At 51.0% G+C, this 26735-nt stretch carries 23 protein-coding genes; 8 read left to right on the top strand and 15 right to left on the bottom strand.

Going from position 1 to position 26735, the window contains the following annotated elements; all coding sequences use genetic code 11:
• Positions 1 to 2: 2 nt before the first annotated feature.
• The 7 genes from aroKB to H8K43_RS04405 all read right to left on the bottom strand — a co-directional run bounded on the left by aroKB (position 3) and on the right by H8K43_RS04405 (position 9320).
• Positions 3 to 1679: a bifunctional shikimate kinase/3-dehydroquinate synthase AroKB gene (aroKB, locus tag H8K43_RS04435; protein WP_186902722.1), complete on the bottom strand. Its 1677-nt coding sequence runs from the start codon at positions 1677 to 1679 to the stop codon at positions 3 to 5.
• A gap of 65 nt (positions 1680 to 1744) precedes the next feature.
• Positions 1745 to 4183 carry a beta strand repeat-containing protein gene (locus H8K43_RS04430; RefSeq protein ID WP_186902721.1) on the bottom strand — a complete coding sequence of 813 codons (2439 nt, stop codon included), beginning with the start codon at positions 4181 to 4183 and terminating at the stop codon, positions 1745 to 1747.
• A gap of 69 nt (positions 4184 to 4252) precedes the next feature.
• Positions 4253 to 6364, bottom strand: coding sequence for a type IV pilus secretin PilQ (gene pilQ, locus H8K43_RS04425; protein ID WP_230403664.1), 2112 nt, complete (start codon positions 6362 to 6364; stop codon positions 4253 to 4255).
• A gap of 32 nt (positions 6365 to 6396) precedes the next feature.
• Positions 6397 to 6936 (bottom strand): pilus assembly protein PilP, encoded by a 540-nt coding sequence (locus H8K43_RS04420; RefSeq protein WP_186902719.1) that lies wholly within the window; start codon positions 6934 to 6936, stop codon positions 6397 to 6399.
• Positions 6933 to 7583: a type IV pilus inner membrane component PilO gene (locus H8K43_RS04415; RefSeq protein WP_186902718.1), complete on the bottom strand. Its 651-nt coding sequence runs from the start codon at positions 7581 to 7583 to the stop codon at positions 6933 to 6935. The genes H8K43_RS04420 and H8K43_RS04415 overlap by 4 nt, the downstream gene beginning before the upstream one ends.
• Before the next feature lie 43 nt (positions 7584 to 7626).
• Positions 7627 to 8244, bottom strand: a complete 618-nt coding sequence (locus H8K43_RS04410; protein ID WP_186902717.1) for a PilN domain-containing protein — start codon at positions 8242 to 8244, stop codon at positions 7627 to 7629.
• Positions 8244 to 9320: a pilus assembly protein PilM gene (locus H8K43_RS04405; protein ID WP_186902716.1), complete on the bottom strand. Its 1077-nt coding sequence runs from the start codon at positions 9318 to 9320 to the stop codon at positions 8244 to 8246. Before H8K43_RS04405 ends, H8K43_RS04410 begins: the two co-directional genes overlap by 1 nt.
• Positions 9321 to 9667: 347 nt before the next feature.
• On the opposite strand from H8K43_RS04405, the gene H8K43_RS04400 reads away from it, so the two are divergent.
• Entirely contained in the window at positions 9668 to 11944 is a 2277-nt protein-coding gene (locus tag H8K43_RS04400; protein WP_230403663.1) for a penicillin-binding protein 1A, read from the top strand.
• Between the two features lie 6 nt (positions 11945 to 11950).
• On the opposite strand, the gene cyaY is transcribed toward H8K43_RS04400, so the two are convergent.
• Positions 11951 to 12262 (bottom strand): iron donor protein CyaY, encoded by a 312-nt coding sequence (gene cyaY, locus H8K43_RS04395; protein WP_186902714.1) that lies wholly within the window; start codon positions 12260 to 12262, stop codon positions 11951 to 11953.
• Positions 12263 to 12325: 63 nt separating this feature from the next.
• Between cyaY and lptM the strand changes: the two genes are divergently transcribed.
• Positions 12326 to 12475 carry an LPS translocon maturation chaperone LptM gene (gene lptM, locus H8K43_RS04390; RefSeq protein WP_186902713.1) on the top strand — a complete coding sequence of 50 codons (150 nt, stop codon included), beginning with the start codon at positions 12326 to 12328 and terminating at the stop codon, positions 12473 to 12475.
• Positions 12476 to 12503: 28 nt separating this feature from the next.
• On the opposite strand, the gene H8K43_RS04385 is transcribed toward lptM, so the two are convergent.
• Positions 12504 to 13121, bottom strand: coding sequence for a 1-acyl-sn-glycerol-3-phosphate acyltransferase (locus H8K43_RS04385; protein WP_186902712.1), 618 nt, complete (start codon positions 13119 to 13121; stop codon positions 12504 to 12506).
• A 51-nt stretch (positions 13122 to 13172) separates the two neighbouring features.
• Between H8K43_RS04385 and H8K43_RS04380 the strand changes: the two genes are divergently transcribed.
• Positions 13173 to 13928 (top strand): transporter, encoded by a 756-nt coding sequence (locus H8K43_RS04380; protein WP_186902711.1) that lies wholly within the window; start codon positions 13173 to 13175, stop codon positions 13926 to 13928.
• An 11-nt stretch (positions 13929 to 13939) separates the two neighbouring features.
• Here H8K43_RS04380 and H8K43_RS04375 read toward each other — a convergent pair whose 3' ends face one another.
• The 5 genes from H8K43_RS04375 to H8K43_RS04355 form a co-directional block, all read right to left on the bottom strand.
• Positions 13940 to 14560, bottom strand: a complete 621-nt coding sequence (locus tag H8K43_RS04375) for a protein-methionine-sulfoxide reductase heme-binding subunit MsrQ (RefSeq protein WP_186902710.1) — start codon at positions 14558 to 14560, stop codon at positions 13940 to 13942.
• A 42-nt stretch (positions 14561 to 14602) separates the two neighbouring features.
• The gene (gene msrP / locus H8K43_RS04370; protein ID WP_186902709.1) at positions 14603 to 15583 is read right to left on the bottom strand and encodes a protein-methionine-sulfoxide reductase catalytic subunit MsrP; all 981 of its coding nucleotides are present in this window, start codon (positions 15581 to 15583) and stop codon (positions 14603 to 14605) included.
• A 279-nt stretch (positions 15584 to 15862) separates the two neighbouring features.
• A complete protein-coding gene (gene ccsB / locus H8K43_RS04365) occupies positions 15863 to 17011 on the bottom strand; it encodes a c-type cytochrome biogenesis protein CcsB (protein WP_408058481.1) in 1149 nt (382 codons plus the stop codon).
• Between the two features lie 86 nt (positions 17012 to 17097).
• Positions 17098 to 19245, bottom strand: a complete 2148-nt coding sequence (locus H8K43_RS04360) for a cytochrome c biogenesis protein ResB (RefSeq protein WP_186902708.1) — start codon at positions 19243 to 19245, stop codon at positions 17098 to 17100.
• A gap of 316 nt (positions 19246 to 19561) precedes the next feature.
• Entirely contained in the window at positions 19562 to 20260 is a 699-nt protein-coding gene (locus H8K43_RS04355; protein ID WP_186902707.1) for a c-type cytochrome, read from the bottom strand.
• Positions 20261 to 20461: 201 nt separating this feature from the next.
• Between H8K43_RS04355 and yihA the strand changes: the two genes are divergently transcribed.
• The 5 genes from yihA to H8K43_RS04330 all read left to right on the top strand — a co-directional run bounded on the left by yihA (position 20462) and on the right by H8K43_RS04330 (position 25936).
• On the top strand, positions 20462 to 21244 hold the full coding sequence (gene yihA / locus H8K43_RS04350; protein WP_186902706.1) for a ribosome biogenesis GTP-binding protein YihA/YsxC: 783 nt from the start codon (positions 20462 to 20464) through the stop codon (positions 21242 to 21244).
• Between the two features lie 216 nt (positions 21245 to 21460).
• Positions 21461 to 22480: a porphobilinogen synthase gene (hemB, locus tag H8K43_RS04345; RefSeq protein WP_186902705.1), complete on the top strand. Its 1020-nt coding sequence runs from the start codon at positions 21461 to 21463 to the stop codon at positions 22478 to 22480.
• Between the two features lie 207 nt (positions 22481 to 22687).
• Positions 22688 to 23791, top strand: coding sequence for a magnesium transporter CorA family protein (locus tag H8K43_RS04340; RefSeq protein ID WP_186902704.1), 1104 nt, complete (start codon positions 22688 to 22690; stop codon positions 23789 to 23791).
• Positions 23792 to 23829: 38 nt separating this feature from the next.
• Positions 23830 to 25263 carry an exodeoxyribonuclease I gene (sbcB, locus tag H8K43_RS04335; protein WP_186902703.1) on the top strand — a complete coding sequence of 478 codons (1434 nt, stop codon included), beginning with the start codon at positions 23830 to 23832 and terminating at the stop codon, positions 25261 to 25263.
• Between the two features lie 136 nt (positions 25264 to 25399).
• Positions 25400 to 25936 (top strand): GNAT family N-acetyltransferase, encoded by a 537-nt coding sequence (locus H8K43_RS04330; protein ID WP_186902702.1) that lies wholly within the window; start codon positions 25400 to 25402, stop codon positions 25934 to 25936.
• 106 nt (positions 25937 to 26042) lie between these two features.
• Here the strand turns inward: H8K43_RS04330 and H8K43_RS04325 are convergent, their stop codons facing one another.
• Positions 26043 to 26681, bottom strand: a complete 639-nt coding sequence (locus H8K43_RS04325; protein ID WP_186902701.1) for a peroxiredoxin — start codon at positions 26679 to 26681, stop codon at positions 26043 to 26045.
• Positions 26682 to 26735 lie beyond the last annotated feature (54 nt).

Raw genomic sequence — 26735 nt, 5'->3', positions numbered from 1 at the left:
CGTCAGGGCAGAATACTATGACTTAAAGTTTCTAATAATTTGTCCTTGGGTGCAGATGTAATATGAGCGCTGCCAAGGGGCTTGAGCAGTATGAACTTGATCTGCCCTCCTTCATTTTTCTTATCGACCTCCATCAAATCCAGCCAGCGTTCTGTTCCTAAATCAGGTGCGGTGACCGGCAAGCCTGCATCTTCCACCAATTGCTTAATCCGGGTCCGTGACACAAAGTCCAGATAACCCAGACGACAAGATAAATCTGCTGCCATCACCATGCCACAACCTACTGCCTCGCCATGCAGCCAGTTACCATAACCCATGCCAGATTCAATCGCATGACCAAAAGTGTGACCAAAATTCAGTATGGCACGCAAACCACCTTCGCGCTCATCCTGACGCACTACGTCAGCTTTGATTTCGCAAGAACGCGCTACGGCATAAGCGAGTGCGGCCGGATCTTTGGCGCGCAATGCCTGAATATTTTTTTCTATCCAGACAAAAAAGTCCGTATCAATAATCGCGCCGTGTTTAATGACTTCGGCGAGTCCGGCGGACAATTCTTTGTCCGGCAAGGTATTCAGTGTCGCTGTATCGGCTAGCACCGCTTGTGGCTGATAAAACGCACCTATCATGTTTTTGCCCAGCGGATGATTGATACCGGTTTTACCTCCCACAGATGAATCCACCTGTGACAGTAAAGTGGTCGGTATCTGCACGAAAGGAACACCGCGCATAAAGGCTGAAGCGGCAAATCCCGTCATATCACCAATCACGCCACCACCCAAAGCGACCAGATAAGTTTTCCGGTCACATTTTTGTTCCAGCAAATGATCAAAAATCTGCATCAGGGTAGCCCAGTGCTTATGCTCTTCTCCATCCGGCAGAATCACAGCAGACACGGTCTTACCGATATCCTGCAGTTGCTGCTGCAAAGCTGACAGATACAGTGGTGCAACGACAGTATTAGTCACAATCACCACGCGCTTTGCTGGTATCGCTTGCGTCAGGAGCGTGCTGTCATTCAGCAGTTGTTGACCAATGTATATCGGGTAGCTACGCTCACCCAGATTAACATGCAAGGTTTGGATGCCAGTGTTGCCGTTCAAAGCAGATATTTTAGGTGATACAGAATTATTCATAACTGGAACCGCCTGTTGCGGCACATCGGGAATCTGGGATGGAAGTTTATCAAGAATATGTTGTACCAGATGCTGCACGTTCGGGCGACCGGTTTCTATCACTACGTCGGCAATTTCCTGATACAGGGGATGGCGTTGCGCCTCCAGCTCTTCCAGTTTTTTACGTGGATCAGCTGTACGTAACAGAGGTCGGTTCTTATCGTTACGGGTACGTTGCAAAATGCTGTGTACGCTGGCACGCAGATAAATTACTGTGCCGCGTTGCTCCAGCAAACGCCGGCTTTCGGGGTTCAGAATCGCGCCACCACCGGTAGCAAGGATGATGTTATCTTGCGCGGTCAGATCACGTATGACGTCAGCTTCACGCTGCCGAAAACTGGCTTCGCCTTCAATCTCAAAAATGACAGGAATCGAGACGCCAGTTCGCGCCTCGATTTCATGGTCTGAATCAATAAAGCGTTTATTGAGTTTTTTTGCCAGGGCCCGGCCGACTGTGGTCTTACCGGAGCCCATTAATCCTACTAAAAAGATATTACCTGACATTGCAGTTTCCTGGCTTTTACTGGAGTTGCCAGAAAACTGATTTGTCACTTTTCATGCTACAGACATCAGCAACCGGCACCGCCATTACGATCAACGATCGTCATTGTACTTGTAGTCGTCCTGTTCAGACTATCCACCACAGTAAATGTTACTGCCTGATTGCCATTGACACAGCGAGTCCCCTGTGTACCGACGTTCACAGTAAGGATGCGATCATTAAAGAAAAGATTCGAAGGTGTACCATTTGTGGTGGCCACAACGCTGGCCAATAGAGTGCTGCTATTAAACACCTGGTAAGGTGCGACCCCACCCGTCAGAGTCAGGGTAACTGCCACATTGTTGGTTTCGTCTATCGACCATTTTTGCGGTGTAAGGAACATGCCGCCGGTCGCCGCAGTAATACTTGCGATAGAAACTGTCTGGGTAACGCCTTTCGAATCAGAAACAACAATACTGACGGCGGTACCGGTATTGGCCATGTAGGCAGTAAATACACCCGAAGAGCTAAGTACAGTGCCACTCGTGATCGAAATAGCGGCAGGATTGTTCGAAATCACGGTGTATGGTGGATTTCCACCATCCACACGGAAATACAATACATCTCCTACATTGGCTAAGGAAACACTATTTGGCGAAACTACCATAGCCTGACTCGTTGCAGCCAGAACGACAACGTCGAATAATATTTTCTTGCCAGCACTATCAGAAATAAAGATTTTGGTTGAGCCAGCTGCAACACCCGTCAACTGGAAGGTATTGGTTGAAGGTCTCGTGATATTGACCAGTGTTTTATCGCCTGGCTCAATAAAGTAAGGCCCAACGCCACCAATAATACTGTAATTCACATTTGCGGCCACACCGAGATTAACAGTTGCAGGCGCAGAAGTTGCCAGATCAACCGTCGAGCTACCTGTGACATTAACCGCAATATCAAGCTTAGTACCAACGCTGTCAGTAATCCGGATAGAACCAGATCCGGCACCAACACCCGTCAAGGTGAAAATGGAGTTTGTAGTCAATGGGAATACCGGTGCGACAGATACCACACCAAGATTGCTACTGATTACGGTATATGGAGCGACACCGCCGGAAATAGAGTAGCTTGGGCTCGCACCAATTGCCATCGCTACAGTAGACGGTGCTGTCGAGAATAAATTTGAAGTAGTACCACCGGAAACCGTGACAACGATATCACCAAGACGCGTTCCTTTAGAATCAGAAATAACCACGTTTGCGGTACCAGCAGACAGTGCTTTCAAGGTCAGATCCGTACCTGTCTGGACTGCGCTCAATACGGCAGGATTACTGCTGGTTGCATCATACTTCGGCACACCACCGCCAACGGTATAAGATGCGCTCAAACCGGACTGCAGAGTGATCGCGCTTGGCGCCGTTGTGAACAATGGAGCAGACGTACCACCACTGACCGTTACATTGATAGCAAGCGGAGCACCGACACTGTCTTTTAAGGTCACGATGGTTGAACCTGCAGAAACACCAGTGACAATAAAGTTGTTTCCACTTGCAGACATAGCTGCGGTCGCAATCAACGAATTCGCCGCAACGACAGAATAGGGAGGCGTACCGCCGCCAATAGTAAATGCCGGCGAGTTAGCACCCGTCCCAACAGTAATATCAGAAGGCGCAGAGGAGAACAATCCGAGCGCATTACCAACCTGCATACTGATTGTTACCGATTTACTGTTCGAGTCCTGAACCTTAACTGTTGTGTTCCCGTTTGCGATACCGTTAATGGTAAGAATATTGCCAACAACCGTTGCCGTAGCTACCGTATTGTCGCCACTACCTGCGAAATAAGGAGCTGTACCACCTGAAATGGTGAAGGTCGAGGAGCTGCTGACACCGAGTTTTACTGTAGCAGGTGCAGTGGTCACCAATTCACCGGTTACTGCAGTCGCGGAACCGACCAGTACGCTAATTTTGACAGATGCACCTAAGGAATCGACTACATTCACAACCGCGCTGCCGTTAGCCAATCCAATGACGGAAAATTGGTTCCCAACGCTGCTTACGGCAGCAATAGAAGGATTATCTACACTGACCGCATAGACTGCACTACCACCACCAATGATGAATGAAGAGGTGCGGCTACCTACACCGATATTCACACTGCTTGGTGCTGTTGTAAACAATGGGATGCCGGTGCCAATATTGACAGAAATCGACAGTTTTGCACCTACATTGTCCGTCACCGTCACAGTAGAGGTACCGCTTGCAACGGCGGTTATGGACAAGGTCTTATCCTTAACGCTCACCAATACGGCTGAATTTCCAGCTGCTGCAATATAGTTTGGCGTACCGCCACCAATAGTGTAGGTCGCAGTCTCTCCGGGGATCAGACTGATAGAGGTTGGCGAACTCGTGAACAAAGGCACATTAGCTCCACCGCTACCATTATTCCCGGCTGAACCGCCGCCGCCGCCGCATGCAGCCAGGAAGGCTGATAAAAATAAACCCGTCAAGAACCGGAAGAAAGTTGCCATGGAGCACCTGTAGTTAAGCAAATATATGAATTAAATTAAAACTGTGATGGTTCAAGAAAGATAAACCGTTTATTTAGCACTGAAACGGTCTGCCATAATCTTCGGCGTGATAAATATCAGCAACTCTGTCTTGTCATTGGTTTTACCTGTGCTTTTAAACAGATTTCCAAATAAGGGCAGATCACCAAAAAATGGTATTTTTGTTACATTATCACGTTCTGTCTGCTGGAAGATACCCCCTAGCACGACTGTACCGCCATTTTCAACCAACACCATGGTTTTTACCTCTTTCGTATCGATGGCATAACCCATCCTGGTTTCCTGGCCCACGCTGTCTTTATGCACTTCTACATCCAGTATCACATTGCCATCCGGTGTGATTTGCGGTGTAACCTCCAGTCGCAAAGTCGCTTTACGGAAGAAGATCGAAGTCGCGCCACTTGCAGTCGCTACCTGGTATGGCAACTCGGTACCTTGTTCGATCAAGGCCTTCAACTGATCCGCTGTCACCACACGCGGACTGGAAATAATCTTACCTTTGCCATCTGCTTCCAATGCAGACAATTCCAGATTCAGGAAGCGGTTGGCTGCTGCAGAGAACAGGCTAACCGCTAAACTACCCGGATTCAAACCGTTAATACCAGATGCAGGTAAAGAGACGAACTGGGAGTTAGGGACAAAGCTCTGATCTGTGATTTTTGCCTGACCTGTCTGCTCACCAACACCGAGGTAATTACCGGTCAATGCAACCCTTTGATTACCCTGTAACTGATAGCCTACATCGCCACCACGCAAGCCGCGCATGTCTGTAAAGCCTAATTTAGCGCCCAGATTTTTACTGAACTTATCATCCGCTTCCACAATACGCGCTTCGATCAACACCTGCTTCGATGCGATATCGGTTTTTTGTATCAGCTTTCTGACTTCCTCGATTTTGGAAGGAATATCAGTAATAAACAACTGGTTAGTGCGGGGTTCTATCACTGCACTGCCACGCTTAGACAGGAGGCGATTTGTTGAGGAACCATCGACACCGAATACTTGTTTGAACGCTTCAGCTTTTTGATAATTCAGCTGGAATGCTTCTGTTTTCAAAGGCTCCAATTCTGCAATTTGTGCTTTTTGCTCGAGTTCCAGCTTCTCTTTTGTCAGCAACTCATCTTTAGGAGCAATCCAGATCACATTGCCGTTTTTACGCATATCAAGGCCCTTGATTTGCATAATATTATCCAGCGCCTGGTCCCAAGGTACATCTTTCAAACGCAGGGTGATAGTGCCGGTCACGGTGTCACTGGCAATCACGTTCAGGCCACTGACCTCAGCAATGATCTGCAAAATGGCACGCACTTCAATATTCTGGAAGTTAAACGAAATACGTTCGCCACGATAGCCTTGGGTACCCTGTACCAGTTTATTCGGGTCTTCCTTAATCGGGCGCACTTCGAGTACGAATTGGGTGTCGCTTTGATACGAACTCTGTTCCCACAATCCTTTAGGCTCGATCACCATCTGTACATTCTCGCCATTCGGTGTTGTAGTGATCGTCTGTACAGGAGAGCCAAAATCGGCTACATCGAGGCGTTTGCGCAGAATTTCCGGCAAAGCGACTTTCAGGAACGTCACCTGTATTTTTTGTCCCTGCTGGCGTACATCAACGGCAACCTGATTCAAAGGCAGATCGACAACGACACGGCCTTCACCATTGACGCCGCGACGGAAATCGATATCTCTCAAACTGGCTTTGCTTTGCGGAGCCGCATCAGGATTGACTGGCAAGCCTTGGGAATTGACTGCTGTCGCAACTCCACCAGAACCGTCTATCGTTACGATCAGATATTTTCCTTCTATCGTAGCGGCATAATTGAGCGGCTTATTAAGATTGAAAATCATGCGGGTACGGCCAGATGCCTCAACCAGCGTAACCGTACGCAGATCACCGATATTCACATCCACAGTACTTTTGCCTGTGCCATTCGTGACATCAGGAAAATCCAGTGCAATTCTGGATGGGCTGGCAATCGAAAAACCCGCGGGCTGCTTGTTCAGCGGATTTTTCATGCCTATCTTAACGACAATATTGGCTCCCTGTTGATTGGTGACCAAAGACTCAATACTGTTCGACTGAGCAAAGGCTAACTGCGTCAGCCCTATCAGTAACAGGAAACAGGCTTTGACAAACATAGCGCCCCTTTTACTTGTATTTATCAACGCTTTCATTTCTGACTCCCCTGCAGCTCAAGCTTAACATTACGTTCAACCCACTCTCCTGTTGCATCCTGGACCGTTTCTTTAATCTGGATTTCAACATCGGTAATTTTTGTGATCAACCCAAAGTTCTGTCCGATGTAACCACCCTGCTTGGCCTGATACACTTTTTTATCCGACTGTATCAAACCTATGCGGGCTGACTTCTTTTCAATCACCCCCACCATTTTCAAGGCATCCAGCGGATAGCCTTCCAGCTCTTCGCGCGGTCTGTCCATATTGGGTCTTAAACCATTTCCACTATCGGGCTTCATGCGAGCCAAGACTGCCAGCAATTTTTCCTGATTAAAGGGGTCCACTTCCGCTTTCACGTCATAGGAAACCGGCACATAAACCTTAGGGGGATTGAGCTTGGGTGTCACCAGTTTAGTTTCTTTTTTTACTGACTCCATCCACTCAGTGAGCTCAGAGGCGCCATTGTCACCGCAAGCGCTCAGCATCAGTGTTTGCCCCAACAAGACCGTCAGAACTAGAAATTTACGCATCATTTCTTGGGCGCCTTTTTCAAATTAGCCTGGGCGATTACTTCATCTTTGTCCAGATAACGGAAAGTTTTCGCAACGACATCGAGGGTAAGCAAGCCATCCTTGTTAGCAGAAATAGACAGATTATTCAGAGTGACGATACGCGGCAATTTCGCAATATCAGACACAAACTCACCCAAATCGTGATAATTGCCAGACAGCTTTACGTCAATAGGCAATTCCGCATAATAGTCTTTGATCACAGGCACACCGGGTTTAAACGAATCAAACTGCAGCCCCCGGCCAGCACCTGCCTGGTTAATATCGGATAGCAATGCATCCATCTCAGCCTTACTCGGCAATTGCTTTTCCATGGTCGCCACGTATTGCTGTACCAGCGCACGCTGATCTTTCAACGCATCCAGATTGATCGCCTGCTGCATCTTGTCCCGGTACTGCTGCTTGAGACTAAGTTCTTCCTGCTGGCGCGCTTCGATTTCTTCGGTTTGGGTACTCCAGTAGAAAAACCAGCCCAGACCCAATACCACTGCCAGCACGCCGCATGCCGCAGCCATCCGCGGCGCGATAGGCCACAGCCCCGGATGCAGACCATTCAGGTCCTTAAATTGAGCGCTGATATCTTCAAACGCTTCCTGAACATTTATTGCCATCCCCGACCTTCCAATTCTCTTCGTTGACTGATGTCATTTACTTTCATTTAGCAGGGCCAGGCTTCGCCAGCTCAGCGACAGAAGCTGGTGCCTCATCTTTCTCACGTGGACGCTTAATGCCTACATTCACAGAAAAGTCGGACACTTTTTTTGCATCACGCCCCTGACCGATGCCAGCGGAATGAATATCGATCAGATCAGGTTTGTACATCCATTCAGATTTGCTACCCAGATTGCGGATAAACTCCGCCACCCGCTCCTGAGATTGCGCATAGCCATTCACAGTCACACGCTGACCATCCTGTTTCAAAGCACGCAAATAAACCCCTTCCGGGGTGTGTTTTACCAATTCCTGCAACAAAAATACCGGCTGATTGCGATCACCCTGTAAATCTTCAACTGCCTGCTGGCGTGCCTTGAGCGAGTCAATTTCCTGCTTCAGATTAGCGATTTCCTTGATTTTGTCATCCAGTACGGCATTCTCTTTCTTAATGAAATTCACGCGGTCGTTCTGTATGCCTATCTGACGTGCGTTAATCGCACCCACCACCACGGTAATCAGTGCGCCAACAATGGCAGACAACAACAGCAAAGAATAAAAATCCTTGATCAGCTGTTTGCGCTTCTCTTCCCTGTGTGGAAGAAGATTAATTTTTATCATCAGCCAAATCTCCGCAAGGCCAGACCACAGGCGACTGTATAGGCTGGCGCATCATTTCTTAATGCTTTTTCACTCACGCCGGGCGCCAGTTCCATTCCTTTGAACGGGCTGACTACCGCCGTTGAAATTTTTGTTCGTTCCGCCACGATATCCACCAGTCCGGTGACCACTGCACAGCCACCGGTCAGGAAAATCTGATCTACCCGCGTATAAGGCGTAGACGTGAAAAAGAACTGGATTGCACGCGTCACTTCCAGCGCGGCGTTTTCCAGGAAGGGCTCCAGCAATTCCATTTCATAACTGTCGGGTAAGTCGCCGTTTTTCTTCTTAATCTCAGCTTCTTCCTGCGACAATCCATAGTTACGCACAATATCCTGCGTGAGCTGACTTCCGCCAAATTGCTGCTCTCTTTCATACACCACCTCGCCATTGAGCATGATGTAGATATAGGTGCGCTTGGCACCAATCTGAAACATTGCGTAAATCTGGTCGCGGCCTTCATTAGCCTGCTTCTCAATCAAACGCTGCATCGCTGCACGTGCTGCGTAAGACTCAATATCCATCACTTTAGACTGCAGACCTGCTGCCTCAGCAACAGCAACCCTGTCCTCTACTTTTTCTTTGCGTGAAGCAGCGAGCATGACTTCCACATCTTCCTGATTCGCAGCGGGGCCGATCACACAAAAATCCAGACTTACTTCATCCATAGAAAAGGGAATATATTGACTCGCCTCAGATTCGACCTGCACTTCAAGTGCCTGATCGCTGAGGGTCATAGGAAGGAAAATCTTTTTCGTAATAACTGCGGATGCTGGCATCGCCAGTGCGACATTCTTTGCTGAAGTACCACTCTTTTTTAACAACTTCCGTATCGTGTCCGATACCTGCTCAATATTTTCTATATTCCCATCCAGTACTGCACCTTTAGGCAAAGGTTCAGACGCGTAGCGCTCCAGACGGAAAGCCTTATTACTTCCCTCTGAGAGCTCAACCAGTTTGATATCGAAGGAACTGATATCCAGACCGATGAGAGGCGGATTTTTTCTGCCGAGCAGTGAAGCAAGATCTAAAGCCAAGAATATCCCCTCATAAACACGTAGATGTGTGTTTTTTACAAATTGAAACAAAACCGCCTGAAAAATGTAAAGTGCGTAGAAAAAAGTCTTTAAAAACCGCAATTTACGAAACAATTATCCAAGCTTACATGAAATGCTAGCAATATAGACCGCATTGGTAAAGAATTTCCTCAGAGCAGCCATCTGCTGCGTTGCCAATTGTCCACGAACGTTTTTCCTTAACTCACAGAAACATCCTGCATCAAAGCTAAACGAGAACAGCAGCGCCGAGACGTTATAATGCAAATTGCTAATCGTTACTGTAAAAATTCATGTCCGCTCAAACAAACACAACTCCGGAAAAAACCATGGTTACAGCATCAGACAAACCGCGGTTACTGCGCCGGATACTGCTCAACACCCTGCTCATCATCACAGGACTGATCCTCGCGGTTGCGTTAATGATAGGCTTTGCGCTGACGATGGCCTACCCCAATCTGCCTGAGCTGGATTCGATCACCAGCTATAACCCGAAAATGCCTTTGCGTATCTACACGGCAGACCATGTACTGATCGGCGAGTTCGGAGAAGAGCGTCGCAATGTCGTGCGTTTTAATGAAATACCGGATGTGATGAAGAAGGCGGTACTCGCGATAGAAGATGATCGCTTTTATGAGCATGGTGGTGTCGATTACCTAGGTATTGCAAGGGCGACGCTGCACAATCTGAGCGGCGGCGCCAAGCAAGGCGCATCGACCATTACCCAACAGGTTGCACGCAATTTTTTCCTTTCCAGCGAGCAAACTTTCAAGCGTAAAATTTACGAAATTCTGTTGGCCTGGAAGATAGAACAGAATCTGAGCAAGGACCAGATTCTGGAAATTTATATGAATCAGATCTATCTGGGCCAACGTGCGTATGGCTTTTCTTCTGCTGCCCAGATTTATTTTGGCAAGCAACTTAAAGATATCAGCGTAGCCGAAGCAGCCATGTTAGCAGGCTTGCCGAAAGCACCTTCAGCCTACAATCCGGTCGCCAATCCCAAGCGCGCAACGGTACGTCAGCAATACATTTTGCAACGGATGAAACAACTTGGTTACATAAATGATGCGGAATTTGAACAGGCGCGCAACGAAGAACTGATCACTAAGACCGACAGCAGCGATTTTGGCGTGCATGCTGAATATGTGTCGGAAATGGCACGCATGTTGGTTTATGAGCAATTTAAAGAAGAAACTTATACCCGCGGTTTGAATGTGTACACCACCATTACCAAGGCCGATCAGGACGCAGCCTATCTCTCCTTGCGCCGTGGTGTAATGGAGTATGAGAAACGGCATGGTTATCGCGGTCCGGAAGCCATCATCAGTATCCCATCTGGCAAAGAAGCGGCTGACGAAGCAATCGAAAAAGAACTAGCCGATCACAGTAACAGCGATGATTTGCTGGTGGCGATGGTGCTTGAAGTGAATCCCAAGCAAGTAAGAGCCGTATTGGCGACTGGTGAAGAAATTCGCATCGAAGAAGCCGGTCTGAGTTTTGCAGCCAGTGGTTTGTCTGTGAAAGCACCTGCTAACAAGCGCATACAGCGCGGCGCTGTGATACGCGTTATGCAAGAAGGCAAAAACTGGGTCATCACCCAAATGCCTGAAGTACAGTCAGCTTTTGTCGCAGCAAGTACCGTGGATGGCTCGATTAAAGCCCTGGTCGGTGGTTTCGATTACAACCTGAATAAATTCAATCATGTGACACAAGCCTGGCGCCAGCCTGGTTCTTCGTTCAAACCATTTATTTATTCTGCCTCGCTGGAAAAAGGTCTGTCCCCGGCCACCATCATCAATGATGAGCCGCTGAGCTTCGATGCCGGTCAGACCGGTGGTCAGGCCTGGGAGCCAAAAAACTATGATGGCAAATACGAAGGTCCTATGACCATGCGTAAAGGGTTGACCAAATCGAAAAATATGATTTCTATCCGTATCCTGCACCGCATCGGTGCCAAGTATGGCCAGGAATATACCAATCGCTTTGGCTTCATCCCCGAGAAAAACCCACCTTATCTGACTCTGGCCTTAGGCGCAGGTGCGGTCACGCCTTTGCAAATGGCGGCTGGCTATGCCGTTTTTGCCAATGGCGGCTACAAAATCAATCCCTATCTGATTTCTAAAATCACCGATACCAATGGCAAAGTGTTGGTGCAGGCGGCACCGGAAAAAGCCGGTGATGAAAATAACCGGGTGATTGATGAGCGCAATGCCTTCCTGATGGACAGCATGATGAAAGATGTCGTTCGCTTCGGAACGGCAACCAAGGCCATGTCTTTGAAACGGACGGACCTGGCCGGTAAAACCGGTACCACTAATGACTCGGTCGATGCCTGGTTTGCAGGGTATCAGTCTAAACTGGTGGGAATCGCCTGGATAGGTTTCGACCAGCCTAAGAATCTGGGTAATAAAGAAACCGGTGGCGGACTGGCCTTGCCGATCTGGATAGGTTATATGCAAAAGGCGCTCAAAGATATTCCTATCGAAGAGCGCCCTATTCCAAATGGAATTATTTCGGTCAACGGAGATTTCTACTATGCAGAAAATCCACCGGGTACCGGGGTGACAGATTTATCTGCACCGGCCAAAGTCATCGAAGAGTAAGCCGGCTTAAGCGCCTTGTTCCAGCGCCAGCCGGGACAAGGTCGCAAACAATTCTGAACCATCGCGTGTATTGAGCCAGTGCTGGCCATCGTATTTATAATGGAAGCCACCGCTACGCGCAGCCAGCCACATTTCCTGCATTGGCGCCTGACTGTTGACGATCATTTTTGAGCCGTTCTGCACGAACTCTATCGTGAGTACATTGCCACTGCGTGCGCACTCTACATCGTACAAATCGTCTTCGAAAGCCTGCTCGAACATCTCTTCCACTTGCTTGAGGCAAGTTTCAGCCAAATCGAGGAATTCGGTTTCAGTCATGGTACACTCCCGTGGTTTAAATCTTTGAAAACGCCATTTTATACGGTGTTAAGGTAAACCAAGATGCGTACCCTGATTTCATCCCTGCTGTTGATTTGCCTGATGACTGCCTGCGGACAAAAGGGACCATTGACGATGCCGGAAAAAGTGACGGAAAAGGCACAAAGCAAGCCGCTCAGCACCAATCCGGACAACGCGCAAAAAACAAACTGAAGAATTCACTTAGCGACAGTATTCGCGCTTACTGCTGATCCTGACGTAGTTGTATCGGGCCCGCAAGATGTGGCCGACAGCCCTGTACCCCCTGATAAACCTGACGAATTTGCGCCATATCTGCCTCCTGCTCACCGCTGAGTGTCAGATAGTCGACCAGGCTGACTTCTTTGCGTTTGAAGTCAAAATACGCACAAGCTAAAGGAACTTTCGCTTCCAGCGCTATATGGTAAAACCCGCTGCGCCAGTGTGGCCGCAAACTACGCGTTCCCTCCGGTGCCAGCGCCATCCAGTACCAGTCAGCGCTGTGCATGGTTTTCGCCAGGCGTGCGATGGCGCCAGTTGAACTGCCGCGTTCTACCGGTTCACCGCCCAGCGCACGCACTACTTTACCTAAGGTTGCACCGGTCAGCCCCTCAAACAGGGAGGACTTGGCGATAAAGTGAAATGGCATGCCAATCGCGAGTTTGGCCAGAATACCGATAGGGAAATCCCAGTTAGACGTATGGGGATAGACGATGATCACACCTCTGGGGCCAGGCAGTGGCTTATATCTGACCTGCCAGCCTATGATGCGCAAAATGCGCAATGCGCTGCGCTGAACCAGGGTCTCCGAAGATTTTTCTTGTAATAGATAGCTTGTCATAAAAATTTGGTAGGCTAATTTCAAACACATTATGCCGTGGAATTTTTAGCGATGCAAAAATCAACAATTACTCATATCCTGATGCTCAGCGCATCCCTTTCCTGCCTCAGCCCACACGCATGGGCTGCGCACCCACTGGTGACCGAAGATCCGAATGTACAAACCCAGGGAAAACAACAATGGGAATTGAATACGGATGCCCGCCGCAGCAACCTGACAGCTCAGGCGAATCAGCAAATCAGTGCGCTGACCTACACCTATGGTGCCAGCGACCAGCTCGATGTGTTTTTTAATCTGCCAGGCAGACTGAATCAGTTCGCCGGTGTGGCCGATGCCTCAGCAGGTGTCAAATATCTGTTTGCTCAGAATGCGCAGCACAGCTATGGCGTTAAGCTGGAAGCCTTTATCCCCAGCGGGGCTGAGCGTAAAGGCTTGAGCGACAATGCCTATCAGCTCAGCACAACACTGATACACAGCTATCATCAGGATCAGCTGACGGTACACAGCAACGTCTACATGAACTGGCACCATTATCGCGACGAGCAAGCCAGCAGCGCTCAGCACACGACTGTGTGGCGGCTATCGGGTGCGGCCTTGTATGAGTTCCGCCCAGGCTGGCAGGCCGTATTGGATCTCGGTCTGATTTCGCCGGAATCACGCCAGGAAAAACGCTGGCAGCGTTATCAGACTGTAGGCCTGATCTATGCCTGCACCCCTAATCTGGATATCGATGCTGGCCTGCAATGGAAACAAACGCAGACCAGCCGCAGCCATCAGTTGGGAATAGGCCTGGCCTGGCGCTACTGATCCTTACACCATCAGACAGGGCGACGTTCAGCGCGTTCACGCCATTTGACGACGACCCGGTACAGCAGCAAGGCTGCTACCAACGACGCGAACAAATAAGGCCGGGTCAGGTCATGCTTACCGGCTTTCATCCAGTAGTAATGCAGCACGGCCAGAGGCGCAATCACATAAATCAACTGATGCAGGCGTTGCCAGGCTTTGCCACCCATGCGCCTGATCATGCCGTTGTGGCTGGTCACAGCTAGCGGCAGCAAAGCACAAAACGCCATCAGCCCGACTGCAATAAACGGACGTTTGAGTACATCCGCCCACATCTCCTGCAAATCGAAAAAATGATCGAACCAAAAGAACATCAGGAAATGCAGGGCCGCATAGAAAAACGTGTACAGGCCCAGCATGCGCCTGAAACGCAATAACCACGGCTGTTGCAGCAATTTACGTAGCGGCGTGACCGCGAGTGTCATCATCAGAAAATACAAGGCCCAGTCGCCGCTGTAACGGGTCAGATATTCCAGCGGATTAGCGCCTAGTCGCTCCATCAGGATGCCACTCAGCATGTGACCCAATGGGATTAAGGCAGCCAGAAACACCACTACTTTTAAGCGGCTTAATTGCGGTGCAGTCAGATTCATAGTCGGCGATTGTGCTTCAGCGAGGGTGGCAGCAGCCTGGGGTCAATAGAATTTTTTCAGATCCATCCCGGCATACAAAGATGCCACTTCAGGATAACCATTGAACATCAGAGTCTTACGTTTGCGCGCAAACAAACCATCTTCACCGATGCGGCGTTCAGACGCCTGCGACCAGCGCGGGTGATCGACCTCGGGATTCACATTTGAATAAAAGCCATATTCGCGCGGCGCTGTTTTATTCCAGGCAGTGGCTGGCTGCTCTTTGGTAAAGCGGATTTTGACGATAGATTTGACGGACTTAAAGCCATACTTCCACGGCAGTACCATACGCACCGGCGCACCATTCTGATTCGGTAACACCTCGCCATACATGCCAAAGGTCAGCAGCGCCAGCGGATGCGCTGCTTCATCCAGCCGCAAGCCCTCGGTATAAGGCCAGTCCAGTACCGGCGAACGCACACCGGGCATCTGTTTTTTATCATCCAGGGTCACGAATTCTATGTACTTGGCATTGCCGGTAGGTTCGGCTTTTTTGATCAGATGCGACAGTGAATACCCTATCCACGGCACTACCATCGACCAGCCTTCCACGCATCGGAAACGGTAAATACGCTCTTCCAGCGTCGCCAGCTTAAGCAGGCTGTCGATATCGAGCACAAAGGGCTTCTTGACTTCACCTTCTATGCTGACCGTCCAGGGCCGTGTCTTCAGGCTGCCTGCCATGATCGCAGGCTCAGATTTATCGGTACCGAATTCGTAAAAATTATTGTAGGTGGTCGCATCTTTCTGCGAAGTCTTTTTATCCAGTATCGCATAGGCCGGATTCGGGCTGGCGACCAGCTTCTGTGCAGACGCGGTTTGTGCATGCGCCTCCCGGTTCGCCATTTCCCACAAAGCGCTGCCAGCCACGGAGCCCAGCGCCAGCTGGCGGATAAACTGACGCCGCTCCTCAAACACGGCACGTGGCGTGATTTCTGAAGGATAAGGCTGGTCCAGGCCATAGCCCGCGTGTCGTATGATCATGATTCACTCCTGTGAGCGTAGATGGATAAGCTGTGCTTAACGCCAGCTGCTGCTGCAGTAGTTTTTGAGTCAGATCCCGTGCAGCGAAGGCGCTAGTCTCTCATGAGTCGGAAATTTTCGCAGAACCTTACAAAATGGAGCAAACGAAGCGCAAGAAAGCTAAGTATCTGGTGGACGAACTCCATCTGGCCAGACGCTGTTTGGCCTCAGCCCAAATAAAAAAGCCATGCAAATGCATGGCTTTTTACTACGAGGTAAAGACTCAGTGTCTTGCCTCCATCAGAGCGTGCCGTAGGAATGCAAGCCGGACAGGAACATGTTCACGCCCAGGAAAGCAAAGCTGGTGATCAGCAGACCCAGTAAGGCCCACCAGGCAGCAACCTGACCGCGCAAGCCCTTCATCAGGCGCATATGCAGCCAGGCGGCATAATTCAGCCAGACGATCAGTGCCCAGGTTTCTTTCGGGTCCCAGGACCAATAGCCGCCCCATGCTTCTGCGGCCCATAAAGCGCCGAGAATAGTGGCAATGGTGAAAAAGGCAAAGCCAACCGCGATCGCCTTGTACATCACATCATCCAACAATTCCAGCGCGGGCAAACGGTCTGCCAGCCAGCCTTTGGACTTTAACAAATAGGCGACCGCCACCATAGCTGCCAGCGCAAAGGTGCCGTAACCGATGAAGTTGGCAGGTACATGAATTTTCATCCACCAGCTTTGCAGCGCAGGGACCAGCGGCTGGATTTCTGCCGCATCACGACTGACCGAATACCACAGCAGAAAACCGACGGCAGCGGAAATCACCAGCAGCACAAAAGCACCGAGCGCACGCGTCGCGTATTGTTGCTCATAGTAGAGGTAGAACAAAGCCGTGATCAATGCAAACAACACGAATACTTCGTACAGATTCGATACCGGTATATGGCCGATATCGGCACCGACCAGGTAGGACTCATACCAGCGCACCAGCATGCCGGTAAAGCCCATCACCACGGCGGCCCAGCACAGTATCGAGCCTACCGAGGAACCGAAATCTGAACGCAGTATCAGCCCGCCCCAGTAAAACAGGGTGGCCAGAAAAAACAGCGTACTCATCCACAGTATCGCAGACTGGCTGGACAGCAGATATTTGAGGAAAAATTTTTGATTCGCCAGCTCCAGATTGCCCGCATACAGGCTGACTGCTGACAAACTCAGCAATGCCAGTATCAGCATCAGCGGCCGCACCGGTTTCCAGCGCCAGCCCAGCCAGGCGAAAGTCGGCGCTGCCAGCAGCAATATCGCTTTTTCGTAGATATCCATAAAGGACCCGAAACGCGACAAAGCAAACAGCGATGCTGCGCACAAGGCTGCTGCATACGCCCAGTCGACGATGCTCAGGCGCTTGAAAAAGCTCTGCTGCACCTGATAATTCTGTGTCATTTCCATCATTTTCTTTGCCTCCGGCCTGAAGCGAAAATACGCTTCAGTGTAAATAATCTGTGTCCTGTGTGTTCAGTACGTTTGTGCACCCGCACTCACGGTTTGGCTTCCTGTGCGATTGCCGCCAGTCCCTGACTGAGCTGGGCAAATTCCTTTTCAAAATCCAGGGTCTTACGTTGTGAACTCATGGCCATCAGTATATGTGATCCCTGCCCATCCGCTTTGAGCCAAATCCACAGGCGGCGCTCACGGATGTAAAACATGGCAAAAACACCGAGTACCAGCAACAGGCAACCAAAATACACCACATTCTTACCGGGTGAACGGGTAATTTGTAATACCGATGCCTTCACCTCTTCAAACCCACGCAATTGCAAATACACAGGCGCGTGATAAAAGGCTGCATCCGACAAGGCGGTGGTCGCCAGTTGCAGGAAGCGCGCATGCTTGTCTGTCATTTCCAATGCGGGCAAACCGTCCTGCTCCCTGGCCAGCATCCACAAATTCCATAAGCTGCCATTGAGTATCTTAATCATCACGTCTGCTGCCTTGGCCTGATCAGCCGCCGGTATTTTTTGTTCCAGATAGCGCGAGATCGCGACAAAACCGGCATCCTGGCCATTCCCTGCAAAAATCGCCAGGCTGTTGGCCGCTGAAGCCTGGATCTGCTGGCGCATATCGCCAGAATTGGCCATGCTCGCCGGTAAGGCGCCAGCCGCAAAGCGATCGGCGGCTTTTTCCCGCAAGGCCTTATTGTGCAAGGCCGCGCGCAAACGCATCCATTCCGTCACACTGTCATTGTCATCCGCCGGTATGCGCAGAAAACGGAAGCCATCGGCCGCCGACTCGCGCACCCCGCTCAGTATCATGTAATCGCCATCAATCAGCATGGGCTGCATGTAATTCATGAACTCTTTGGCCTGACCAGTCTGGTCACGCAGCTTGTACTGGAAGCTGGGGCCTACGTTTTTAAATTCTTTGGTATTGACGTTTTTGGCAGCAGAACCTAGTTGCTTACCCAGATCCGCACTCAGCCGTTCATTGAAGCTTTTATTCGTATCAACAGCACGCACATCCGTGCCATTCTTCGCCATATTCTCTACGTTAAACGGCCGGAATCCTGTCCATTCTATGCTGTATTGCTGCTGGTCTGCGGCGGTCAGCGGCGTGCTGCCACCGACTTCACCTTTCAGGCCAGTACCCGTTGCGCTATCGCCCGTCATCGCATAAGTCTGTACCTGCAGGCGGCTGCCACCGTCTTCAAAGCTGGACTGATAAACTGCAATACCCTGGTAAATTAAAGGCTGATTGACCTTGATGGTGGCTTCGGTTTTTTTACCGGTTTCATGGTCGGTCAGTATCACATCGCTGGCGAACAGTTTAGGCATGCCACTGCTGTAAAAATCGATATGGAATTTTTTGAGTTGCAGCGTGAAAGGCAAATCCTGAATCAGCACGCCGCTAGACTGGGTAATGATGGCGGTATTGCTGCTGCTGCCTTCCGGAATCAGCGAATTACCACGGAAACTGGGATTCCCCAATGGCAGGCGGTGTTGTTCTGGAATGTTGGCGATAATACCGGCACCTTCATAGGGTACTTTGCCGCCAAACCAGCGTTGCAAACGGATAGGTAATTCGGAGTCCAGCATCGCACCCAGTACGATCACAACAATCGCCGAATGCGCGAGGATATAACCCCATTTATTAGCGGCGCCCTGACGTGCGGCGATCAGTGTGGCACCGTCTTTTGCGACCAGCTTTTGCTGGTAACCGAGGCTGGCTAATAATTGCTGGGCGCGCTGCTGCACCGTAGCTGGCTGCTGCGCCGAAGTCCACTCACCACGGTGATGGAAATTCCTCAGTGACTGTTCGCGTACATTGTCACGCCAGCTGCGCATATCCTTCAGCATCTTGGGCGCATTACGGATTACACACAGGCTGGTCGATACCACCAGCAAGCCAACCATCAATAAAAACCACCAGGCGGAGTAGACCGAATACAGACCGAATTTATCCAGCACCTCATACCAGAAAGGACCGAACTGATTCACATAGTTCGGCATAGGCTCATTCTGTTTGAGCACCGTACCTATCACCGCACCGATTGCGATCAGCACCAGAATACTGATGGCAAAACGCATAGAGGACAGCAATTCCACACTGTCAGCCAGCCAGGCCTGTCGTGTGCGCAGCTGTATCCCGCCGGTATCGGTGGGGCTTTCAAAATCCAACTTATTGTCCATACTGTTCCGATGAAAATTCTACAAGGCTCATGTTTCCGCCTGATGCGCCTGCGCTGAGCCTGTTCAGCACGCGAATGCAGTGAGCAATCAGCCAGGATGAGCTGCAAGCGCGCGACGGCCGGCGTCTGATCAAAAAAAAGGGGATGGCTGCGCGCCACCCCCTTCATCATTCCTTCAAGTCAGCCGTTTTTCAGGCATCCGGAACTGCTACAGCTATCCCGGTCATGCATGGCGACTAGCCGTCAATCCTGAACTGGCTGCTCAGGCAGAACAAGCTGCCATCGCACCGCTGGGGCGGCTTTAAATCCATCCGATATTATTTCAGTCCGGCGATGTAATCAGCGACTGCGCGCATTTCATCTTCAGACATAGACTTCGCTATCGTTGTCATCTGCACGCTGTTGACGCGTGAACCCTGAATCTTTGCGCCATCTTTACGGGAGCCATTGTAGAAAGCCTGTAACTGCGCCAGCGTGTAATCCTGATGCTGTCCGGCGATACGCGGGAACTGGGCTGGGATACCGGCACCGTTCGGGCTGTGGCAACCGGCACAGGCAGGTACATTTTTCTCAGCGATACCGCCACGGTAAATTTGTTTGCCGAGTTCGACGATATCTTTGTTTTTCGCTGCGCCCGGTGCAGATTTTTGTGCGTTCAGATAGACCGCGACATTCTTCATGTCGTCAGCCGTGAGGCTTTTGGCAAATGCGGTCATGGTCGCATTATTACGCGCACCGCTGGCGAACTCAGTGAGTTGTTTGACCAGATAGGCATCATGCTGGGCAGCTAATTTTGGATTCGCGCTGATGGTGGAATTTCCGGCTTCACCATGGCATGACGCGCAGGCGACGATACCGCGTCCCGCATCACCGTTTTTGTACAGCGCTTCGCCTTTGGCTGCATCCGCTTTAGCAGGCTTCGCTTCCTGATTCGCATACGCGACTGAAGTGAGGGAGGACAAAGCCAGTACGGCCATGCCAAGAGACTTCATAACTGGTAAGTAAGCACGTTTCATTCATACACCCTGAGACTAAATAATAGAAATCTGCCCTGTTGGCGACACGTAGCTGCGAAGCTGCTGCGGAAAAGAGAGAAACAGCAACCAGAGTAGGCACGGAAAAAGATAGCGCTGCCCATTACCTAACCCCTTATTGTACAATAGCTTTCAGGCGTTATAACGGCCAACTGTTGCATTTTTCCACTTTTCCTTTCCTTTATGTCTATCCTCTGGCAAGCCCGCTTTTTTACCACGGTCAATCATTTACGAGATCTGCCGCGGACCCATGTTCCGGAAATCGCATTCGCAGGCCGTTCCAACGCCGGCAAGTCGACCGCTATTAATACACTATGCAACCAGAAGAAGCTTTGTTTTGCATCAAAGACTCCGGGACGAACCCAACACATTAATTACTTTTCCATCGGTGGCGCCCACGTTGCGATGCATCGCAAGGATGAAACCAAGGTCGATGAGATCCGCGCCATGCTGGTCGATTTGCCTGGATATGGTTATGCGGAAGTTCCCGGTGCCGCTAAAAATCACTGGAACCAATTGCTCGGCGCCTATGTACAGCGCCGCACCCAGCTCGCTGCGTTGGTGCTGATCATGGATGCACGCCGTCCGTTCACCGACCTCGACATACAGATGCTGGAATGGTTTGCACCTAGCGGTCGCCCGATACACTGCATCCTGACTAAGGCCGATAAGCTCAACAATAACGAATCCGCCAATGCCTTGCGTCATGCCAAAACGGTGCTGGAGCGCTACAAGGATGACCAGGGTCCGCTGTTCCCGTATAGCGTACAATTATTCTCGGCCTTAAAGCGGATTGGTATTGAAGAAGCGGATGCCACTGTGCGCGCACTGCTTGGGCTGGATCAAGAACTGCCTGCCGCAGTAGCCGACAATGCTGACACTGATTCTATTGCTGATACTGATGCAGATACTGTTGCTGCCGCTAACCATGCAGCGCTGCCAGACAGCGACGCCAATCCAGTCTGAGTAAGGCGCAAGGCGCGCGGTTTTGCAGCGCTCAGCTAAAAAAAATCCCCGGCATCATGCTATGTTGCCGGGGAAAGTAACACCAGTTCGAATAGGGACGAATGGTGTCCCGCTCAGGGAGGAGAAGCGGTAGGCATGGAGTACGCTCCAACCTGTAGCTTAAGACGCATGTATCTCTGAAAAGTTTCGTTGACCAGCCTAAAAATTTATCTCACCATGTCAATCAAAAATTCTGCCCTGCCCTCCGCTTTTCCCGCTGTCCGTATGCGCCGTATGCGCAAAGATGCGTTTTCGCGCGCGCTGATGCGTGAAAACACCGTCACCAGCGCTGACCTGATTTATCCGGTGTTTGTGGTCGATGGCGAACAACAACGCCAGCCGGTTGCCTCTATGCCTGGCGTCGAGCGGGTCTCCATCGATTTCCTGCTGGAAGTCGCCGCCGACTGCGTACAACTGGGCATACCGGTACTGGCGCTGTTCCCGGCCATCGATGCCTCTCTCAAAACACCGGACGGCATAGAAGCGACTAATCCGAATGGTCTGATTCCGCGCGCTGTCCGTGCCTTGAAAGCGGCCCATCCTGAGCTCGGTATCCTGACTGACGTGGCACTCGATCCTTACACCAGCCACGGCCAGGATGGCCTGATTGATGACAATGGCTATGTGCTCAACGATGTCACCACGGCCATGCTGGTGCGTCAGGCGCTGACCCATGCTGCAGCCGGTGCCGATGTGGTCGCGCCCAGCGATATGATGGATGGCCGCGTCGGCGCGATCCGCTGTGCACTGGAAGAAGCAGGCTACATCCATACCCGCATCATGGCCTATTCTGCCAAGTATGCATCTGCGTTTTACGGCCCCTTCCGCGATGCGGTCGGTTCTGCTGCAAATCTGGGCAAGAGCAATAAAGCCAATTACCAGATGGACCCGGCCAACAGCGATGAAGCTTTGCGTGAAGTCGCACTGGATCTGGCCGAAGGCGCAGACATGGTGATGGTGAAACCCGGCATGCCCTATCTGGACATCGTACGTCGCGTCAAAGATGAATTTCAGGTGCCAACCTTTGCCTATCAGGTCAGTGGTGAATACGCGATGATCAAGGCGGCAGCCCAGAATGGCTGGCTGGATCACGATAAAACCATGATGGAAGCCATGCTCGCATTTAAACGCGCGGGTGCCGATGGCGTGCTGACCTACTTTGCACGTGATATCGCCCGCCTGCTAAAACAAGCCTGATTTCAGGTCTGATTTAAGTCTGATTTAAGTATGATTTAGGTCCTGCACAAATCAGACTGATACTGGTCAGCAGCCACGCTGCTGACCTTCCCTTCCTGACTGCGCAACGCCGCATTTGCCAAGCCGCCGCCTTACCGCGATACTGACGGTTGGCGCAGCGCTATAGCCCTTCTTTGATGCTGCTTTTCTGCTTCCTCTCTGCCAGATATGGATATTTTTCACATTAATGATCATCAGGTCACGCTGAATCCGGACTGCACACCGGCCAGCAACTGCTTTCTGTGGATAGACTCCACGCACGATGAAGTCAGTGCTGATCCGGAAGCCTGGCGCAGCCGCATCGAAGCGCTCACCGGCGTGCACATTTACGATCTGCATCTGACCGACGCGGTCAATCTGAGTCATCCCTCGTATTTCGACAGCACCCATGATTATGAAATGGTGGTGTTCCGCAAGCTGGCTCTGCAGCCTGATTCGGCGCAGTGTCAGGAAAATGGCGAGCCCTTCAAGCGTAAGATTCCCGCCGCACTGAATAAGCTGGCGACGGTGCCGGTCGCATTTTTTTTGTTGGGAAATGCTTTGCTGACGGTGCGCGCGGCGAATAGCCGCACGATAGAAAATGCCAGACAAAAGCTGTTGAACTACAAAGGAAAATCGGAAGGCAATCCGCATGCGAGTCGCTTGCCGGCTTCACCGGAAGACCTGATGCTGCGCTTACTGAATGCGATGGTAGATCAGTATCTGGAATTACGTCAGCCACTGACACAACAACTCGACCGCTGGCAGCATGCGCTGCTGGACCCGCGCCGTCCGTTTAACAACTGGATGGCTTTGCTCGACTCGCGTCTGGAATTACGTAAGCTCGATAATCTGTGCGAAGAACAGCGCGATGCCTTGCAAGAACTGCGTGATCACATCGTCGATACCCACGACGGGCAAGCCGATGATCAGGGCCGCGCCAAAGACTTACTGCTGGTGCGCACCAATGATGTGATGGAGCATATCAGCCGCGTGCTGAATCATGCGCGGCGCCTCGAAGCTTCACTTGAATCGGCGGTGCAAATTCATTTTTCAGCGATGGCGCACCGTACCAGCGAAATCATGCGCACGCTGACAGTGATCACGGCGCTGTTCATGCCACTGACCCTGATCACCGGCATCTTCGGTATGAACTTCGAAGTGATGCCCTTATTGAAGGACAAAATGGGATTCTGGATCACAATGGGCGCGATGCTGCTGATCGTGGTGGTGCTGTTGCTGGTATTCCGCCGCCAGCGCTATCTGGAAGATCAATTGCGGGAACGACGCTGACCATGTTGGCGTCAGCTCCAAGAAAGTAAACACGACTTATGAATCAAGAATTAAGTTTTCTCTGGCACGACTATGAAACCTTTGGCGCCGTGCCGCGCCGCGACCGTCCGGCGCAATTCGCTGCGATACGCACCGATGCCGAGCTGAATGAAACCGGCGAAGAGCTGATGCTGTATTGCCAGCCTGCGCCCGACTTTTTGCCGGACCCGGTCTCTTGCCTGATTACCGGTATCACACCGCAAACCTGTCTGGAACACGGCATACCTGAACATGAATTCGCGCAGCAAATAGAAGCCGCCTTCGCCCAAAGCGGCACCATCGGTGTGGGTTACAACACGATACGCTTTGATGATGAAGTGACGCGCTTTCTGTTCTGGCGCAATCTGATCGATCCGTATGCACGCGAGTGGCAAAACAATTGCAGCCGCTGGGATTTACTCGATGTAGTACGCACCGCCTATGCGCTGCGCCCCGACGGCATACAGTGGCCGCAACATGAAGACGGCAAACCCAGCTTCCGGCTGGAGCATCTGACTCAGGCCAATGGCATCGCGCATACAGCCGCGCATGACGCCTTGTCCGATGTGCGCGCGACCATCGCGATGGCCCGTTTAGTCAAACAAAATAATCCGCGCCTGTTTGACTTCTGCCTCGGTCTGCGTAAAAAAGAAAGAGTGATGGAAGAAATAGGCTGGCCGCAGCGCCGCCCGCTGCTGCATGTGAGTGGCATGATCCCGGCTGAACGCGGCTGCATCAGCGTGGTGTGGCCACTGGCTATGCATCCGACCAATAAAAACGAAATCATCGTCTGGGATTTGCAGGCTGATCCGACTGAGTTATTCCAGCTGTCGGCAGAGCAGATACAACTGAGGATGTTTAGCAAGGCCAGCGAATTGCCGGAAGGCGTGAGCCGCTTGCCGCTGAAAACCATCCACATCAATAAGTCGCCCATCGTGATCAGCAAGCTCAATACCCTGAGCGCAGAACGCGCCGCGCATTGGGGCATCGATATGAGCAGCATCCTGGCGCATGCCGAACTGGCGGCCGCCGCACCCGATATGCAGGCGATCTGGGAAGCCGTATTTGATCGTCCGCAAAGCGCTGCCAATGATGTGGATGAGGATTTATACAATGGCTTTATCGGTGCGGCTGACCGCAAGCTATTGAATCAGCTACGCGAACTATCCGGCGAAGAAATCGCACAGCGTTCGCTGGCATTTCAGGACAAACGTCTGGAAGAATTATTGTTCCGCTATCGTGCCCGTAATTTCCCCGATAGTCTGAGCCAGGAAGAAAGCCTTGCCTGGGAAGAGCACCGCGCCGCGCGCTTACACGATGGCGCTGGCCAGGCCATGACCGTCGACGCTTTTTTCGAGCGCATCGATGCCTTATCTGAAGAGGCCGATGAGCGTACCGAAGAAATCCTCGGCGCTTTGTATGACTATGCCGAGCACATCACGCCTATGCGCTGAGCTGAGCTGGACAGAGCTGAGCAGATTTAACTTAAACGCAGAAACAGAGACTGAGTATTCATGCGCCTTTCCAAGGCATTTCGTTTGGGAAGGCGCATATTCATTCAGTCTATACTTTTGATTTGAAGGAGACACCATGCTACGCGGCAGCTGCTTTTATTTGCGTCACCCTAAAAAAGAAGAAATTCCGCAACTCATCCACTTACTCAATGATCTGGACGCACGCGGCCCCTGGCTGCCGACCGAACTGATGCTGCCGGGCCAGCTAGAAAAACGCTTTGAGGAGCAGCACAGCTCTAAAGAAAACATGGAATACTTTCTGATCATCGGTGACGATGAACAGATACTGGGCCGGGTGTTTCATTTCAAGACAGTGCCGTACTTTCAGTCACGCGAAATCGGTTACTCCCTGTTTTCTACCGCCTTCCATGGCAAAGGCATCATGAGCGAAGCAGTGGCACTGCTCACGCGCTATCTGTTTGAAACCACCTTGCTGAACCGGCTGGAAATTCACATGGAAGCTGGCAATACCGGCTCTGAAAAAGTCGCGATCAACAATGGCTTTCAATTCGAAGGCATCGCACACGGCGCTGGCTACAACCGCGGACGCTTTGTCGATGTCAGGATGTATGCCTTGTTGCGCAGCGAATGGGAAGCTTTACAGAGTACCTGATCAGGGTGTCATGCTCCGTGCTCTGAAATGTGGGAACCCAAACTTCACAGACAAGAAAAACCCCGGTGCAAAGACCGGGGTTTTTCACTGATAGCTTGGGCAGCACTTATTTATTCGGCTGCGGTGTAATGCGCAGATAAGGTTTAGGTGCCTGATAGCCTTTCGGGTATTTTTGTTTGATCACTTCTTCATCTTTGATCGACAAAGGAATAATCACGTCGTCACCATCGCGCCAGTTACCTGGTGTTGCCACGGTATAACCATCGGTCAGTTGCAGCGCGTCGATCACGCGCAGCACTTCATCAAAGTTACGGCCAGTGGTCAAAGGGTAGGTGATGATCAGGCGGACTTTTTTGTTTGGATCGATGATGAACAGCGAACGTACCGTCACGGTCTCGGACTGGTTAGGATGTATCATGTCAAACAACGCGGCGACCTTACGGTCTGCATCGGCGATGATAGGGAAGCCCACCACTGTTTTTTGGGTTTCTTCGATATCTTTAATCCAATCCAGATGCGATTGCGCGCCATCAACGGACAAGGCGATGGCCTTGACATTGCGTTTATCAAATTCTGGCTTCAGCTTGGCCGTAAGACCCAGCTCTGTGGTGCAGACGGGTGTGAAATCGGCAGGATGGGAAAACAACACCACCCATGAATTGCCAGCCCACTCATGAAACTTCAGAGGACCAACTGAGGAATCCTGCTCAAAATCCGGTGCAATATCGCCTAAACGTAAAGTCATGTTTTTCTCCATAAGAACCAAGACTGCACTATAAAACCGGTGAGGCCGCACATT

Origin of the sequence: Cognatundibacterium curvum, from assembly GCF_014284235.1 — a bacterium.
Classification (GTDB): Bacteria; Pseudomonadota; Gammaproteobacteria; order Burkholderiales; family Burkholderiaceae_D; genus Undibacterium; species Undibacterium curvum.
This window is presented reverse-complemented; position numbering and strand designations above follow the sequence as displayed.